Consider the following 15,860-nt stretch of genomic DNA (forward strand, 5'->3'; position numbering starts at 1 on the left):
CCCCGCTCTTGCGGGGCTTTTTTTATACCGATTTCACGGCTCATTAATCCACTGTCGTTACCAATGCTCGCATTTCGCCGCTAACAACTGAATGTGGCGATACATTAATTGATAATACCGCAGGCTACACGCGCACCGCCGCCACCTAAAGGCGCTGGGTGATCGGAATGGTTGTCGCCACCGGCATGGATCATGATCGCATGGCCTTTAAGATCACCCATTTTTAAGCGCGGTGCCAGCACGGCCTGACTAGCTGCACCGTCTGCATCGACAAACAATGGTGGTAGATCGCCTAAATGCCCTTCTCCCCATGGCGTGCCATGGGCTTTCGTGGCGGCAGGATCATAGTGTCCACCTGCCGCGCCAGCAGGGACGATTTTTCCGTCCTTTTCCTTTGGATCACAGCTGCCGTTCTCATGTAGATGGAAACCATGTAATCCCGGCATTAAGCCTTTGAGTGATGGCGTAAATACCACTCCATACTGCGACTCAGAAATGGTCACTTGACCGACACTTTCACCCACGCCCTTTTCGTTGACAAGATTCATTGGCACACTCACGTCTGCAAATGCACAGGCAGCAGACATTGATGCAAGCAGTAACACGATGTTTTTCATACCCTTCTCCATGGTTATCTTATACAAAATTGCATGAACACAGCGCAATGAGTGAACTCACCTACGCTTTGCTATATCAAATTTAGGCCAACAACACCGATCCAGTAAGTAAAAGAGCGTGTATTTCTTTAAATTGAAGCATATATGCATCTATGAAGAATGGCGTCTAAAAGTTAGCGCACCTTATTAAGCACATACTTAGCAGCTTAGCTGCTGATCAATTTGAACCGATACAAAAATCCCCGCCAAGTGGCAGGGATTTCATTTTTCGTGAGTGTTATGCACGCTTGATTAAGCGTTGCCTTTCACTTTCATATTCAGTGTTTTAGCGAAATCGAGCATACGGGTAAGCGGGATTAAGGCTTTCACGCGTAAATCTTCATCGACAAAGATTTCGTGAGTCGTTTTGTCGCTGTCACTTAAGGACGCTTCAATCGCCTTTAAGCCATTCATCGCCATCCAAGGACAGTGAGCACAGCTCTTACAGGTGGCACCATTACCGCCAGTAGGCGCTTCAATCAGTGTTTTACCCGGCGCCGCTTGTTGCATTTTATAGAAAATACCGCGATCGGTCGCCACAATAAAACGCTCATTTGCCATGGTTTGCGCAGCTTTAATCAACTGGCTGGTGGAGCCGACAGCATCCGCCATCGCAACCACACTCGCGGGTGACTCTGGGTGCACTAGAATCGCCGCGTCAGGGTAAACACGCTTTAAATCTCGCAGCGCATTGGCCTTAAACTCATCGTGAACGATACAGTCACCCTGCCACATCAACATCTCGGCGCCCGTTTGTTTGGCAATATAACTGCCTAAATGACGGTCTGGGCCCCAAATGATTTTTTTGCCTTCGCTGTCTAAATGCTCAACGATTTCAAGGGCAATACTTGAGGTGACCACCCAATCGGCACGGGCTTTTACCGCCGCCGAAGTGTTGGCATAAACGACTACGGTATGATCAGGATGCGCATCACAGAAGGCATTGAATTTATCGATGGGGCAACCTAAGTCCAATGAACAGGTCGCCTCCAAGGTCGGCATCAGAATGGTTTTTTCAGGGCTTAAGATTTTGGCGGTTTCACCCATAAATTTCACCCCGGCGACGATTAACGTCTTGGCGGGATGATCGCGGCCAAAGCGCGCCATTTCGAGTGAGTCAGAAACACAACCGCCAGTTTCTTCGGCCAGAGCTTGAATTTCAGGGTCGGTATAATAATGGGCAACCAATACCGCATCTTTTTCAATCAGCAGCTGCTTGATACGTGCCTTGTAGTCCGCCTTTTCGGCATCGGACAGAGGAATTGGCTTAGGCGGAAACGGATAATCAATAGTTTCGATTGTTGGGGCAAATGGGCTGGGGCTCATAACAAATCCATCAGGATAACAACGTTCGCGAATTATACGTAATTGGGATCAAAAGATTAACCCATTTATGGCCTGCGAATAAAAAAGGACGCTAAATTGCGTCCTTTTTTGCTGGATTGGCCGTAAGTATTGGCTGACAGCCGATTAGCGCATGGCTAATAGCATATCCTGCGGCTGCTCAAGGTATTGTTTCCAAAGGTTACAGAAACGAGCAATGGTGCCGCCATCAATAACGCGGTGATCCCCAGACCAACTCACTTGCATGATCTGACGTGCTTCGACTTCACCTTTCGCATTAAAGCGCGGCAAGGTTTGCAACTTACCTAATGCGACAATCGCGACTTCCGGCTTATTGATAATAGGCGTTGCAACTGTGCCACCTAAGGCGCCAATATTCGAAATCGAGATGGTGCCTTCTTTAAGATCCGCCGGCGCCACACGGCCGCTGCGTGCAGCATTGGTTAAGCGGGTGATTTCGGCAGCAACCTCGAGGATGCTCTTATCTTGCACATCCTTCACGTTTGGTACCAATAATCCCACCTTAGAGTCGACCGCCATACCTATGTTATGACGCGCTTTGTAAGTGATTTCCGTACAATCGGCATTCACTTGACTGTTAAGCACAGGGAACTGCGTTAAGGCTAACGACATGGCCTTCATAAAGAATGGCATCATGGTCAGCTTTACTTCGTCGGAGGAATACTTGGCCTTCATGCTTTCACGCAGAGCGACTAAGTCTGTCAAATCAAACTCTTCGCAATAGGTGAAGTGTGGAATGGTGGATACCGACTCCACCATCATTTTCGCCATCACGGCTTTCACGCCACGGATAGGCTCAACAATGTCACCCCGTGCAGCGCTTGCCACTGCGGTAGAAACGGTCGATTGAGCCACAGTTGGGGCAGCTGCCACTGGCGCAGCGGCAGGCACAGCGCCGCCCTGTGCTTGGAAGCGAGTAATGTCTTCCTTATACACACGGCCATGTTTACCACTACCAGGGACGCGACTTAAATCGATATCTAAGGCACGTGCCATACGGCGAACGGCTGGGCTGGCTAAGGCTTTACCTTGGCGAGCAGGCTCCGAGGACACCGCCGCGCAAGCGACTGGTGCTGCGGTATTCACAGCGGTGGCGCTGGCTTCCTGTGCATGGCTGACTGGCGCACTAACGCCACCTTCGACCTCAATCGCAAATAGTGGTGCATGTACTTTCGCTAACTGGCCCTTACGGTAGTGCAATTTGACAATTTTGCCCGCTTTGATAGCAGGGATTTGCACTAGGGCTTTATCTGTCATCACATCGGCGATGGGTTGATCTTCAACCACAGTATCGCCTTCTTGGACTAGCCATTCGACCAGTTCACACTCAACAATGCCTTCGCCAATATCGGGTAGCAGAAACTCTTCTACGCTCGTACCCGCCGCGCTGGATTGACTTGCAGGTGTTTGCGTCGCTGTGTGTGCTTCAGGCTGAGACGCAGCTACAGGCGCGGCTTCGTCAGACTCAATCTGCACAGCATAAAGCGGCGCATGCACCTTAGCGATATCGCCTTTGGTGTAATACAGCTTGGTCACGACTCCCGCAAAAGGCGCTGGAATTTGCACTAAGGCTTTGTCTGTCATCACATCGGCGATGGGCTGATCTTCAGCAATCGTGTCGCCCTCTTGCACCAACCACTCGACGAGTTCGCACTCGACAACGCCTTCACCAATGTCCGGCAAAATAAAATCTTTAATCATACCGGACTCCTAGAAGTTCACCGATGCCTTAATGGCTTCAAAGGTTTTGAGCGCATCGGGCATATATTCTTTTTCGTGGACCAGTGGATATGGGGTATCTAGACCACATACACGGCTGATGGGTGATTCTAAATACAAGAAACACTCTTGCTGAATCGTCGCGGCGATTTCACCGGCAAAACCACCCGTCAATGGCGCTTCGTGGTTGATCAGTAAGCGGCCTGTCTTCTTCACAGAATCTGCAACTGTATCTACATCCCAAGGCGCGAGTGTACGTAGGTCGATAATTTCGCAGGAAATCCCCTCTTTTGCCGCCATGTCGGCCGCTTTTTCGATGATTTCCATCTGTGCGCCCCAGGCTACTAAGGTGATGTCTTTCCCTTCACGCACTACTTCGGCTTTACCCAGCTCGATTTCATAATCGCCCGCAGGGACTTCACCCACTGAAGCACGGTATAAACGCTTTGGCTCGAAGAACACCACAGGGTTTTTATCGCGAATAGAGGCTAATAATAAGCCCTTGGCCTGCTCTGGATTGCGTGGCACAACCACTTTTAAGCCTGGGGTTTGGGTAAAATAAGCTTCTGGCGATTGTGAATGATAATGGCCGCCCGCAATACCGCCACCATAAGGTGTACGAAACACTAGGCTTCCCACATTAAATTCATTACCACTGCGGTAACGGAATTTAGCAGACTCGTTCACTATCTGATCGAACGCTGGAAAGATGTAATCGGCGAACTGGATTTCCGCTACGGCGGTCATGCCATTAGAGGCTAAACCGTTGGCAAAACCCGCAATGCCTTGTTCAGTCAGCGGCGTGTTAAAGCAACGGCTGCGACCAAACTTTTCCTGTAAACCTGAGGTTGCGCGAAACACACCGCCAAAGTGGCCAACGTCTTCACCAAATACCACCATGCGCTCGTCAGATTGCATGGCGATAGACAAGGCCTCATTGACGGCCTGTAACATATTCATTTCTGCCACGGCTTATAGCCTCCCTGCACTTTTGGGATAGGATTGCGGATATTTCTTGATGTGTTCTTTAAGTTCACTCAGCTGCTTTTTCAGCGCTGGTGTTGGCTTGTCGTACACATCTTCAATGATCTCATCCAGCATAGGGATAGGTAATTTTTCAGCGACTTTAACGGCGGCTAACACTTCTTCACGGTACTTTTCGTAACGCTGGGCATCATCGGCCTCGGCCAACCAGCCTTTGTTGATCAACCATAACTTGAAGCGTTTGACTGGATCGTGTTGCTGCCATTTTGCCTCTTCTTCTTTGGAGCGATAACCAGAAGGATCGTCAGAAGATGAGTGCGCGCCAAGGCGATAAGTCATGGCTTCAATCAACACGGGAGCATTATGCTCAATTGCATAGGCACGCGCCTGTTGCGTCGCCGCTAACACCGCCAGCATATCGTTACCGTCGACACGAATGGTGTGCATACCGTAACCCACACCGCGGCTAGCGATACCGTTACCGGCAAACTGTTCTTCTGTTGGGGTGGAAATCGCATAACCATTGTTACGGCAGAAGAAAATCACCGGGCATTTTAACACCGCAGCCATATTCAAGCCTGCGTGGAAGTCACCTTCAGAGGCAGCGCCTTCACCGAAATAACAGACGGCAACATTACGTTTGCCCTGCATTTTCAGGCTATAACCGACACCTGTCGCTTGCGGGATTTGCGTGGCCAGTGGCGATGAAATGGTTTGGTAGTTTAACGCCGCGCAGCCGTAGTGAATTGGCATTTGGCGACCTTTACCTAAGTCCTTCTCATTGCTGAACATTTGGTTCATAAACTGCTCAGTGGTAAAACCACGGTAACGCAGCGCCGCATGTTCACGATATTGCGCGAGGATCACATCTTCTTGATCAAGCGCCGCGACACTGCCGACGATCGCCGCTTCTTCACCCGTACAGGTCATATAGAAGCTGATCCGTCCCTGACGCTGTGCGCCTAACATACGTTCGTCGAGTACCCGCGTGAATACGCAAGTATCGTAAATTTTGGTGGCTAAGGCTTCATCTATTACAGGCAAAACCGCGGTTTCATAGGTAGTGCCGTCTGCTTGTAGAATTCGAAGGATAGGAATGTGAAGCGATGCCTTATCCAAGAAGCCGACACGGTGCACTGTATCAGTGTTGAGTGTTGCTTTGCTCATATTGTGCTCTTGTTATCTCGTTACGCCATGGAAAATCCACAACGCCTAATTTATACGAATATGCCGGATGAACATTACGTTAACGTAAACTACCTATCAACCGTTGGCACAGTTCAAACGACAACTAATCCCCTGTGGGCATGTATATAATGCTTTACAAAACTAGCGAACATCTGGCGCGACTGAAGGGATCAAGCAAATCACAGTGCGATTGCCGATGGGCACCTTAGCATTGGGGAAGACAATCGCTTCAAATTCCTGTTCGACTTTAATTTCCTGCCCACCCTCTCGGGCCAATACAAAGCCTTTCGGGAACGATCGGAAGTTTTCGACATCGGCCGCGAAGGTAAATTCAAAATCATCAAAATGTTTGTTAATCACCCGACATACTTGATACAGATTCACCTTATCCGCTGAGAATGGCTCAAGCGCTAAGGGTTTGTCTGTGATAAGGCGCATAAACATCTCTTGGGCGGCAATAAAACGCGTCATATCGTTTTGCCCCATGGGATACACCTTACCTAATTCAATGGTAAAGGCATCGGCGCCATACTGCTCGGAGGAAAAATAACTAAAGGTGGTCGTCGGCTCATGGTGAAATAACACAGTATCGACGCCACTGGCCGCTAAAAACATGATTTGCTCGGCGCTGTAAGCCCGGCCGGGACGATAGGGATAAATCGCAAACTTTTCGTGTTTTGATGCCCGCATCGCCGTGTGTAAATCGTAGTGAATACGCTGGCGCCCTGCAGCTGCGCCCTTAAAGAAGCGGTCGACATAAGCTTCTAATTTTTTTGCTCGCACCCGCTCAGGATTGACTAATCCCGGTGGGTTTGAATGCTCGCCACTAAAGAGACGATTCATGTTCTCGTCGATAATGCGAGTGCCGTTATTAATCGCTAAAGGGTTACCAATAAGAAAGAGCGTGCGTTGTTTGGCGATGATTTTTTGTTGGAGAAGCTGTTTGATTAAGGTATTGCAGAGTTCGATGGGGGCGGTTTCATTACCGTGGACACCGCAGGAGAGAATGACATCCTTACCTTGGGCTTGTGCTGGCTCAAAGACGATGACGCCTGTGTTCCACACTTCGACTCGAGTATGTTCCCCTAAGGTGAAACTAAACTCATCCCCGAGGGTTTCAGGATTGGCGAGGGTCAGCGCGAGAAAATCCTTCGAATCTAACAGAGCTTGTAACACAGAATTCTCCTTATAATAGCGTGTCAAAGACGGGAGTGATGGCAATAACTGCCTGTTTCATGGCACTTATCGCTACCCGCCTTAAAAAGCGCATCCATACTAACACAAGTTTTTGGGCCGTTACTCTGTCATTCTGGTCAAACAAGCGCATTTCGCGGCAAACCACAGCATCTTAGCCGCATTTGGTCGACATAGGATTAATTTTGTCGACACACTTGCTTTTAGGGATGAGTTTTATCACAATCCTTAGCCATCTAGACTTCTATCAGGATTTATCATGGCGTTAGCAACTTTCGGTGCCGGCTGTTTTTGGGGCGTGGAGTATTTCTTTAGACAAGTCAACGGCGTGACCAACGCGACCTGCGGCTATATGGGTGGTAATAACGAAGCGACCACCTATGAGGAAGTCAAAAAAGGCAAAACAGGCCATGCTGAAGTCGTGCAAGTGGAATTTGACCCTGCGATTGTCAGCTACGACGAGTTACTGGATGTGTTTTGGAAGAACCACAACCCCACCACGCTCAATATGCAGGGCGGCGATATCGGCACTCAGTACCGCAGTACCATTTTCTTCCATGACCGTGAGCAAAAAGCGACGGCCGAAGCTTCTAAACTGGCCTTTGCCCGGTCGGGCCGCTGGGGATTACGCCACATTGTGACTGAAATTGTACCTTTGCAGCAATTCCATGTTGCAGAGGAATATCATCAAAACTATATCGATAAGAACAACTTACCTAGTTGCCATCTCGAGTATTGATCAAAACCATTTAGCATCTTCGTGAGAGGCTTGGCTTCTCATCGCTACAAATAAAAACGCACTCATAGGATTTCCATGAGTGCGTTTTTTATCGGAAAAACAAAGCTTAAATGCTAGTTCAGGCGCTAAGCGCCTTATCAATCAAGGCCTGTGCGTCCTTAATGATATCGGCAAGATGCTGCTCACTGATAAAGCTCTCACCGTAAATCTTAAATAACGCCTCAGTGCCCGACGGCCGCGCCGCGAACCAACCATTGGCCGTCGTCACTTTAATGCCACCTATCGAGGCGTTGTTACCAGGGGCGTGGGTCAATACGGCATCAATCTTCTCACCCGCCAGCATAGTGGCGTTTAAGGTTTCGGCATTAAGCTTGGCAAATTTGGCTTTGTTCTCAAGGCTGATCGGACTGTCGATACGCTTGTAAAAACTTTGACCGAATTGCGCCACTAATTCTTGATGGCGTTGCCCCGGTGTCTTGCCAGTAACCGCAAGCATTTCGGCCGCAAGCAGTACCAGAATAAAACCGTCTTTGTCGGTACACCAAGTCGTGCCATCACGGCGCAGGAACGCCGCGCCAGCACTCTCCTCACCGCCAAATGCAATAGTTGCCTCGGCTAATCCATCAACGAACCACTTAAAGCCGACAGGGACTTCGAGTAATTTTTTGCCATGGAAGGTACAGATTTTATCGATAAGCGCGCTCGATACCAGTGTTTTGCCGATGGCTAACTGCTCGCTCCATTCGGGTCTGTGGGTCAGCAAATAATCAATTGCTACCGCTAAATAGTGGTTGGGATCCATCAGTCCGGTGCACGGACACACGATGCCGTGTCTGTCGTAGTCAGGATCGTTACCAACGCATAAATCGAAGGATTCTTTGTGGGCAAGTAAGCCTGCCATCGCATAGGGAGAAGAGCAATCCATACGGATCTTGCCGTCTTTATCGAGCGACATAAAGCTAAAACTTGGGTCGACCTTATCGTTAACTAAAGTGATATCAATGCCATAGTGCTTGGCAATCGGCGCCCAATAATGAATACCCGAGCCGCCTAATGGGTCAACGCCCAATTTCAGCTTAGCCTTAGCGATAGCATGCATATCGACCACATTGACTAAATCCGCTACATAGGGCGTGATCAAATCAATGGCATGCACATAACCCGAGGTTAACGCATCCGCATAAGCCAGCTTATTAACGCCCTTAAGCCCTGCGCGCAGGTAATCATTAGCACGGGACTCAATCCACGCTGTGATATTGCCTTCGGCTGGGCCGCCATGGGGAGGATTGTACTTGATACCACCATCCTGCGGTGGATTATGGGATGGTGTAATAATCAAACCATCGCTTAACGCGGCGCCACTCAGCGCCGCTTCACGATTGGCACAAATAATGGCATGTGACACCACAGGCGTGGGGGTAAAGCCATCATTTTGCTGAATATGCACAGTCACCTTATTGGCCGCTAACACTTCAATCGCCGACACGTAAGCCGCATAAGATAAGGCGTGGGTATCGATACCTAAAAATAGCGGGCCGTCGATATTCACAGATTGGCGATAATCCACCACGGCCTGAGTAATCGCCCAAATATGGTCTTGGTTAAAACTTGCTTGAAACGCGGTTCCGCGGTGACCCGAGGTCCCGAACGTCACACGTTGCTCTGCAGCATCCACATTAGGTTTGATGCTGTAATAATGGCTCATCAGCTTTGGAATATTCACCAGATCCGTCTGACTCGCGGTTTGTCCTGCCCGTTGATGTATTGCCACCTGATCCTCTCCTACTGGAAAATCGGTTAATTAAATGGAAACGCCGCATCATTGCGGCGTCGATAAAAGCGTTATACGCGTTCGGCAATGCCGTTGGCGATTTGGGCATCGCAGCCAAATTGCATTAAGGCTTCGACTAAAATCGCCCGTTTTTTGGCGGTGTTATTGTTGGTCGTGACCCAAAATCCGGTATTACCGATTTCCTTGGGGTTGGCGGTAGCACTGGCCTTGAGTAACTCTTCCCGTGAGCGCGCAAAATAGAGTCGATCGCGACCTTGGATCTGCAAAATTTGCGAGAATTGCGCTTGGCTCTGTTGATATAAACTCTCGAGCAAGAATAAGAAACGACCCACGGCGCCTTTTTGCTGCTCTAACTTATGCTCATCCACCAATTGATTGAAATCGGTCGCAGAGACTAAGGTTTCTATCTGAGGTGCTATCTGTGGCTCAGGCGTCGTTGCCTCTAAACTCGGTTGGCTAATGGCCTGTGGCTGCGCCTGTTCAACCGCATCGACGGACAGGCCGAGTAATCGACGGAGAATGTCAGAGGCGCTCTCACCAATACGTTCCGTTTTGCTGGCAATATGACGATAGAGCTCTTCATCCACTTCGATGTATTTCATAACCTTATTATCCTTTGTTATTCGATAGGCTTAACCGAAAAAGTGCACCACAGGCGATCCTCGCAAAGGATCTGTGCGATCGTTGCCCCAGTGTATCTATCTCTATCAATCTGATAAAGCATCATTAATCTAAAAATGCGTGAAATCGCACATCAAATTAGCACAAGCGCGTTAATCGCTGAAAAAGCCAGCAAGTTCGGCGCACTGTGCCTCAAAATCGCCTCAAGACTTGTCAAACTTAACCCATTAGGGGCACAATCCGCAGCACTTTATGTACCACAGCACAGGCGATTCCATGAATTTTGCATCCACAGGTCAAGGAGAAGAAGTCCTCCTTATCCACGGACTCTTTGGCAATTTAGATAATCTTAAGGGGCTAGGACAAGTCCTCGAAGCAAATCATCAGGTTATCCGCGTTGATGTGCCTAATCATGGTTTGAGTGAACATTGGCAGGAGATGGATTACCCAAGCTTAGCCAAGGCCATGGTGGCATTGTTAGATGAACTTGAGCTTGAGCGTATACACATTGTTGGCCATTCCATGGGCGGTAAAATCGCCATGGCAACCGCCCTTGCCTATCCAGAACGCATCATCAGCATGGTAGCCGCCGATATTGCCCCAGTTGCTTACCAGCCGCGCCATGATGCGGTATTTGCGGCACTCGAAAGTTTGCCACTTGAAGGCCACACCGACCGCCGCTTTGCGTTATCGCATTTATTAGCGGGTGGCATCGATGAACCGACCGCGCAGTTTTTACTCAAAAACCTCCAGCGCACCGACACCGGCTTTCGTTGGAAGATGAACCTTACTGGTTTAAAAAGCTGTTATCCCAACATCATTGGTTGGCCAAATGAAAACCACAAATCGCAGCAAGTCTATAACGGACCGAGCCTTTTTATCCGTGGTGGCGACTCCAATTATGTGACCGCCGAACATCGCGATGAGATCATGCGTCAATTTCCCGCGGCGCAGGCCAAAACATTAGAAGGTTGTGGCCATTGGCTGCATGCTCAAAAACCAGCGGTGTTTAATCGTATTGTGTCTGAATTTATTGACAAACACTCAGTGTAAATGACAATGATTCTCGACCTAAATCATATAGCCGACACCCTGCTGATGTGATATATTCGCGCCTCTTTTAGCCTTAGAAGACTCTAGAGGACTAAGAAAGTATGTTATCTCAGTACATGGAACAAATTGAAACCATCGGCCTGAACCTGTTTTTTGCCGCGATATTTTTCTTTATCGGCATGGCCATCCACGATGTGCTTAAACAAGGTAATGTGCCGAAATTTGGTCGATTTATTGTGTGGTTAGTGTTATTTCTCGGCTGCGCCGGGTTTATTGCAAAAGGTATTATCCAGATGTCCTGGGAAGGTTCAGGCATCGGTTAAACAATAAGAACATGGCAAAAGAAGCAACAGATAGAACAACCATTGACCTTTTTGCCAATGAAAAGCGCCGGGGCCGCCCACGTAGCAATCCTTTGTCCCGTAGCCAGCAACTTAAGGTCAATAAGCGCAACCAGATCCAGCGGGATAAAGCCAAAGGATTAAAGCGAATAGAGTTAAAGGTGTCACAAGATTTATATGACGCCTTGAATGAGCAGGCATTGGCCAGTAACATCAGCCGAAGCCAGTTAATCGAATTAATTCTTCAGCAAAAAATTGAATGCTGAGCAATCGATAGCAGCAAGATTAACGTATAAGTGAACTAGACATAAAGGATAGACAATGGCAACTGTAGGTCTTTTTTTCGGTAGCGACACAGGCAACACCGAAGCTGTCGCCAAGATGATCCAGAAGAAACTGGGTAAGAAAATGGTTGAGGTGAAAGATATCGCCAAGAGCACCAAAGAACAGATCGCAGAATACGACCTGCTGCTGTTCGGCATCCCAACCTGGTATTACGGTGAAGCACAGTGCGACTGGGATGACTTTTTCCCTGAATTAGAACAGATTGATTTTACAGACAAACTGGTTGCTATCTTCGGTTGTGGTGACCAAGAAGACTACGCAGAATACTTCCTCGATGCCATGGGCATGGTGGGCGATATCGTTCAAGCTCGTGGCGGTATCATCATCGGTCACTGGCCAACGGCTGGTTATAACTTCGAAGCGTCAAAAGGCTTAGTCGATGATGACCACTTCATCGGTTTAGGGATTGACGAAGACCGTCAACCAGAGCTGACTGAAGAGCGTGTGGATGCTTGGGTTAAGCAAATCTACGAAGAAATGTGCTTAGCCGAGTTCGAAGACTAAGCTCAGTTCCGTAAAAAAAGCGGCCGAAATGCCGCTTTTTTTATGTGTGCTCTCCCGATTAATGAAAGCGATACACTCAATGGCAACCACCGCTCCCCACTGGGACATCTTTTGCTGCGTCGTCGATAATTACGGCGATATCGGCGTCACTTGGCGCTTAGCCAAACAGCTGGTCAATGAATATCAGCTCCCCATTACACTCTGGGTCGATGACTTAAACAGCTTCTCGCATATTTTACCGAGCCTTGACCCAAACCAAAGCAGCCAAGTCTTTAATGGCGTCACCATCAATCATTGGACAACACCCCTGCCCGTGGCATTTGTGCCCGGCGCCGTGTTAATTGAAGCCTTTGCCTGCGAACTGCCTGACGAGGTCAAACAACAACTCATCACGCTGCACAGCACAACACCGCAAGCTGTGCCTGTATGGCTTAATTTAGAATATTTAAGCGCCGAAGACTGGGTCGATGGCTGCCATGGGTTACCCTCGATGCAGGCAAGCGGCATCAAAAAGTATTTCTTTTTCCCGGGTTTTACCCCAAAGACGGGTGGATTAATCTGTGAGCGGGAGCTATTTGCCGAACGCGATGCATGGCAACAGGATAGCGTCAATAAATTGCAATTATTTGAGCGCCTTGGTCTTAAGGATATTCAGGCGCAAGATACTGTCTACAGCGTCTTTAGTTATGAAACTGATTCTCTGCCGGCCTTATGTGAACTTTGGCAAGCCAGTGCAACAAGCGATGCCAAAATCCATGCGCTTATTCCCAAGGGACGCAGCTTAAACAGCTTACAACACTTATTACCCTGCAAGGTTGAGGCGCTCAGCCCCGGACAGCAAATTAAGCTAGGTCATTTGACCCTGCATATCTTGCCGATGACTGACCAACAAGGGTTCGACCGCCTGCTGTGGAGCTGCGACTTTAATATTGTCCGCGGTGAAGATAGCTTCTTGAGGGCGCAATGGGCCGCTAAACCCTTCATTTGGCATATTTATCCGCAAGAAGATGATTATCATCTAATAAAATTAGAAGCTTTTATCCAACTTTACTGCGATAATCTGCCCCCTGATATTGCCGACACTTGGTCTAAATTGAATGTTGCATTTAACCAAGGCGAGCAATCTGCCGTGAAAACTCACTGGCAAAACCTAAATCCTGTCAGTTTGCCACTCTTGCAACATGCTAAAGATTGGCCAATTGACGCAATAAATGCTGCAGATCTTGCGACTCGGCTAGTCCAATTCGTCAAAAAAAGCTAAGATGCTGCGCTGAAATAGAAAATCGACATATAGGAAATTGTGTAATGAAAACTGCTCATGAAGTCCGTCCTGGTAACGTGATCATGTTTGAAGGCAGCCCATGGGTTGTACAGAAAACAGAAACAACTCGTTCTGGCCGTAACGCTGCCATCGTTAAGTTAAAGCTGAAAAACTTACTGCTTAACTCTGGTACTGAAACCACTTTCAAAGGTGAAGATAAGATTGACGATATTATCCTAGATCGTCTGGATTGTACTTATTCTTACTTTGCTGATCCTATGTACGTGTTCATGGATGCAGAATACAACCAATACGACGTAGAAGCTGAGAACTTAGGTGATGCTGCGGCTTACATCGTTGACGGTATGGAAGAAACTTGCCAAGTAACTTTCTACGAAGGCAAAGCAATTTCTGTTGAAATGCCAACCACTATCGTACGTGAAGTGATCTACACTGAGCCATCAGCTCGTGGCGATACTTCAGGTAAAGTAATGAAGCCAGCAACTATCACTGGCGGCGGTACAATCAGCGTGGCTGACTTCGTTAAAGTTGGCGACAAGATTGAAATCGACACTCGTACTGGCGAATTCAAGAAGCGCGTATAATCGCCCTTCCTACTTGTCTCGTCCTGAAATAAGTTGACACTTATTTCCACCTAAAACGCTCGATGAACCTCATCGGGCGTTTTGTATTTTAAGGCCAAATGTGGCCGTCGTTGATTATAGATGGCAACCGCTTCTGCCACCATTTGTCGCGCCTCCTCCAGCGTTGCGGGCTTATGTGTTAAAAACTCCTGCTTCAAGATGCCATTCACTCGCTCTGCTAAGGCATTTTGATAGCAGTCATATCCGTCTGTCATTGAGCATGTCACGCCATGTTGTGCGTGAACCGCTTGATACGCGTTTGAGCAGTACTGTATCCCTCGGTCTGAGTGGTGTATCAGCGGTTTACTTTTATCTTGTCGCTGTCTCAGTGCCCGTTTGTAAGCCGTTAGCACCCCGTCTGTTTTAAGATTATCATCAACATGATAACCCACAATTTTTCGTGACCAGGCATCGGTCACCAAGCTTAAATAGGCTTCATTATCTTGCAGTGACAGATAGGTAATATCAGCCACCCAGACTTGTTCTGAGCGGCTGATGTCCACTTGCTGCTCACTGGGCTTAAGCAAGTTGGGATGACACCTAAATCGATGATGGCTATGGGTCGTTTTATGGTACGCCCGTTTCGGCGTGACCAACAAACGATGCGCCCTAAGACAGCGAAATAACCGGTCTCGTCCTATCACTATTTGATGCATTTTGTTGAGTAAATACTGCAGTTTACGCGTACCGACTCGCGGTTGAAATAACCGTTCATATTGTACCGTTTGCACCACCTCTTGCTCCTTTAGCTCTGAGACGATTTGCCGCTGGCATTGTTGATAATACGCCTGGCGACTGATGCCAAGGTAACGACAGCATTGGGTGACGCCATAACCTATGGCCGTTTTTTCTTGGAGCGTTTCGCGGGTGGCTTTTTTACGACGGATATCCCGTAGTCAGTTCTGAGTTTTTCGACAATGGCTTCGAAGAACGCGGCTTTCATGCGAGTATCTTCAAGTTCGGCTTCGAGGGCTTTTATCTTTTGCTCGGGGGTGAGCGTGGTGGGTTCAGTCATCAACTGTCCTCGCATTGATGTAGGCGGCGTCCCTAGGGACCAATCCAGTTTGCCATGCTTGCGTAACCACACTAACACGGTGGAGCAGCCTTGAATACCGTACTTGTCTTGTGCCTGCTTATAGGTCAGCTCGCCTTTTTCCACTTGGTCGACAACCGCCAATTTAAAAGCGAGGGAATAATCACGTTGAGTTCGTTTAATTGTTGAAGTCATTACACTCTCCAAAATGAGTTTGAAAAGTGTCAACGCTATTTAGGACGGGTCAACTCCCAGATAAAAAAGCCAGTGCCTGCACTGGCTTTTTTATTGCCTCGAATTTGATGCTTCTAACGGTTTGCTGCCGGACAGTTATCACATGGAATTGGGTATCGAGGTAAACAGCGAAGAGTTCTTTAGTGGCGCGAGCCAGTCAACACGCTCAATAAACGTTGGCAATAAA

Annotated in this window: 16 protein-coding genes; 7 read left to right on the forward strand and 9 right to left on the reverse strand. The window is 48.3% G+C overall.

Annotated features, from left to right (window positions below; all coding sequences use genetic code 11):
* Positions 1-104: 104 nt before the first annotated feature.
* The 6 genes from sodC to astE all read right to left on the reverse strand — a co-directional run bounded on the left by sodC (position 105) and on the right by astE (position 7,088).
* On the reverse strand, positions 105-617 hold the full coding sequence (gene sodC / locus N5E87_RS11035) for a superoxide dismutase family protein (protein WP_011717089.1): 513 nt from the start codon (positions 615-617) through the stop codon (positions 105-107).
* A gap of 291 nt (positions 618-908) precedes the next feature.
* Positions 909-1,982 (reverse strand): quinolinate synthase NadA, encoded by a 1,074-nt coding sequence (gene nadA, locus N5E87_RS11040; protein ID WP_011717092.1) that lies wholly within the window; start codon positions 1,980-1,982, stop codon positions 909-911.
* A 144-nt stretch (positions 1,983-2,126) separates the two neighbouring features.
* Positions 2,127-3,722 carry a dihydrolipoyllysine-residue acetyltransferase gene (locus N5E87_RS11045; RefSeq protein ID WP_011717093.1) on the reverse strand — a complete coding sequence of 532 codons (1,596 nt, stop codon included), beginning with the start codon at positions 3,720-3,722 and terminating at the stop codon, positions 2,127-2,129.
* 9 nt (positions 3,723-3,731) lie between these two features.
* On the reverse strand, positions 3,732-4,709 hold the full coding sequence (locus N5E87_RS11050; protein WP_011622791.1) for an alpha-ketoacid dehydrogenase subunit beta: 978 nt from the start codon (positions 4,707-4,709) through the stop codon (positions 3,732-3,734).
* A 3-nt stretch (positions 4,710-4,712) separates the two neighbouring features.
* Positions 4,713-5,891, reverse strand: coding sequence for a thiamine pyrophosphate-dependent dehydrogenase E1 component subunit alpha (locus tag N5E87_RS11055; protein ID WP_011717094.1), 1,179 nt, complete (start codon positions 5,889-5,891; stop codon positions 4,713-4,715).
* A gap of 162 nt (positions 5,892-6,053) precedes the next feature.
* A complete protein-coding gene (astE, locus tag N5E87_RS11060; RefSeq protein ID WP_011717095.1) occupies positions 6,054-7,088 on the reverse strand; it encodes a succinylglutamate desuccinylase in 1,035 nt (344 codons plus the stop codon).
* Positions 7,089-7,365: 277 nt separating this feature from the next.
* On the opposite strand from astE, the gene msrA reads away from it, so the two are divergent.
* Entirely contained in the window at positions 7,366-7,845 is a 480-nt protein-coding gene (gene msrA, locus N5E87_RS11065; RefSeq protein WP_011717096.1) for a peptide-methionine (S)-S-oxide reductase MsrA, read from the forward strand.
* Positions 7,846-7,963: 118 nt separating this feature from the next.
* On the opposite strand, the gene pgm is transcribed toward msrA, so the two are convergent.
* Together pgm and seqA are read right to left on the reverse strand one after the other, a co-directional pair.
* Complete coding sequence (gene pgm / locus N5E87_RS11070) at positions 7,964-9,616, reverse strand: phosphoglucomutase (alpha-D-glucose-1,6-bisphosphate-dependent) (RefSeq protein WP_011717097.1); 1,653 nt, start codon at positions 9,614-9,616, stop codon at positions 7,964-7,966.
* 71 nt (positions 9,617-9,687) lie between these two features.
* Positions 9,688-10,239 (reverse strand): replication initiation negative regulator SeqA, encoded by a 552-nt coding sequence (gene seqA / locus N5E87_RS11075; protein WP_011717098.1) that lies wholly within the window; start codon positions 10,237-10,239, stop codon positions 9,688-9,690.
* A gap of 295 nt (positions 10,240-10,534) precedes the next feature.
* On the opposite strand from seqA, the gene N5E87_RS11080 reads away from it, so the two are divergent.
* From N5E87_RS11080 to efp, 6 genes are all read left to right on the forward strand, one after another.
* Positions 10,535-11,311: an alpha/beta fold hydrolase gene (locus N5E87_RS11080; protein ID WP_041412638.1), complete on the forward strand. Its 777-nt coding sequence runs from the start codon at positions 10,535-10,537 to the stop codon at positions 11,309-11,311.
* Positions 11,312-11,412: 101 nt separating this feature from the next.
* On the forward strand, positions 11,413-11,634 hold the full coding sequence (locus N5E87_RS11085) for a DUF2788 domain-containing protein (RefSeq protein ID WP_007648263.1): 222 nt from the start codon (positions 11,413-11,415) through the stop codon (positions 11,632-11,634).
* Positions 11,635-11,645: 11 nt separating this feature from the next.
* Positions 11,646-11,918, forward strand: a complete 273-nt coding sequence (ybfE, locus tag N5E87_RS11090) for a LexA regulated protein (RefSeq protein WP_011622798.1) — start codon at positions 11,646-11,648, stop codon at positions 11,916-11,918.
* 55 nt (positions 11,919-11,973) lie between these two features.
* A complete protein-coding gene (gene fldA / locus N5E87_RS11095; protein ID WP_011622799.1) occupies positions 11,974-12,501 on the forward strand; it encodes a flavodoxin FldA in 528 nt (175 codons plus the stop codon).
* A gap of 79 nt (positions 12,502-12,580) precedes the next feature.
* Positions 12,581-13,762: an elongation factor P maturation arginine rhamnosyltransferase EarP gene (earP, locus tag N5E87_RS11100; RefSeq protein ID WP_041412639.1), complete on the forward strand. Its 1,182-nt coding sequence runs from the start codon at positions 12,581-12,583 to the stop codon at positions 13,760-13,762.
* 44 nt (positions 13,763-13,806) lie between these two features.
* Positions 13,807-14,367: an elongation factor P gene (gene efp / locus N5E87_RS11105; protein ID WP_011622801.1), complete on the forward strand. Its 561-nt coding sequence runs from the start codon at positions 13,807-13,809 to the stop codon at positions 14,365-14,367.
* Positions 14,368-14,417: 50 nt separating this feature from the next.
* Here the strand turns inward: efp and N5E87_RS11110 are convergent.
* Positions 14,418-15,634, reverse strand: a protein-coding gene (locus tag N5E87_RS11110; protein ID WP_086017254.1) for an IS3-like element ISShes13 family transposase whose coding sequence is annotated in 2 segments (ribosomal slippage) — positions 14,418-15,286 and positions 15,286-15,634 — 1,218 coding nt in all. Because the reading frame shifts where the segments join, the coding sequence is not laid out codon by codon here.
* Between the last annotated feature and the right edge of the window lie 226 nt (positions 15,635-15,860).

Origin of the sequence: Shewanella sp. GD03713 (genome assembly GCF_029843705.1) — a bacterium.
GTDB lineage: Bacteria > Pseudomonadota > Gammaproteobacteria > Enterobacterales > Shewanellaceae > Shewanella.

Coding starts and splice junctions, on each gene's coding strand:
- efp (WP_011622801.1), top strand. CDS start 13,807: ATGAAAACTGCTCATGAAGTCCGTCCTGGTAACGTGATCATGTTTGAA.
- seqA (WP_011717098.1), bottom strand. CDS start 10,239: ATGAAATACATCGAAGTGGATGAAGAGCTCTATCGTCATATTGCCAGC.
- N5E87_RS11055 (WP_011717094.1), bottom strand. CDS start 5,891: ATGAGCAAAGCAACACTCAACACTGATACAGTGCACCGTGTCGGCTTC.
- N5E87_RS11045 (WP_011717093.1), bottom strand. CDS start 3,722: ATGATTAAAGATTTTATTTTGCCGGACATTGGTGAAGGCGTTGTCGAG.
- earP (WP_041412639.1), top strand. CDS start 12,581: ATGGCAACCACCGCTCCCCACTGGGACATCTTTTGCTGCGTCGTCGAT.
- N5E87_RS11080 (WP_041412638.1), top strand. CDS start 10,535: ATGAATTTTGCATCCACAGGTCAAGGAGAAGAAGTCCTCCTTATCCAC.
- fldA (WP_011622799.1), top strand. CDS start 11,974: ATGGCAACTGTAGGTCTTTTTTTCGGTAGCGACACAGGCAACACCGAA.
- nadA (WP_011717092.1), bottom strand. CDS start 1,982: ATGAGCCCCAGCCCATTTGCCCCAACAATCGAAACTATTGATTATCCG.
- sodC (WP_011717089.1), bottom strand. CDS start 617: ATGAAAAACATCGTGTTACTGCTTGCATCAATGTCTGCTGCCTGTGCA.
- N5E87_RS11085 (WP_007648263.1), top strand. CDS start 11,413: ATGTTATCTCAGTACATGGAACAAATTGAAACCATCGGCCTGAACCTG.
- ybfE (WP_011622798.1), top strand. CDS start 11,646: ATGGCAAAAGAAGCAACAGATAGAACAACCATTGACCTTTTTGCCAAT.
- msrA (WP_011717096.1), top strand. CDS start 7,366: ATGGCGTTAGCAACTTTCGGTGCCGGCTGTTTTTGGGGCGTGGAGTAT.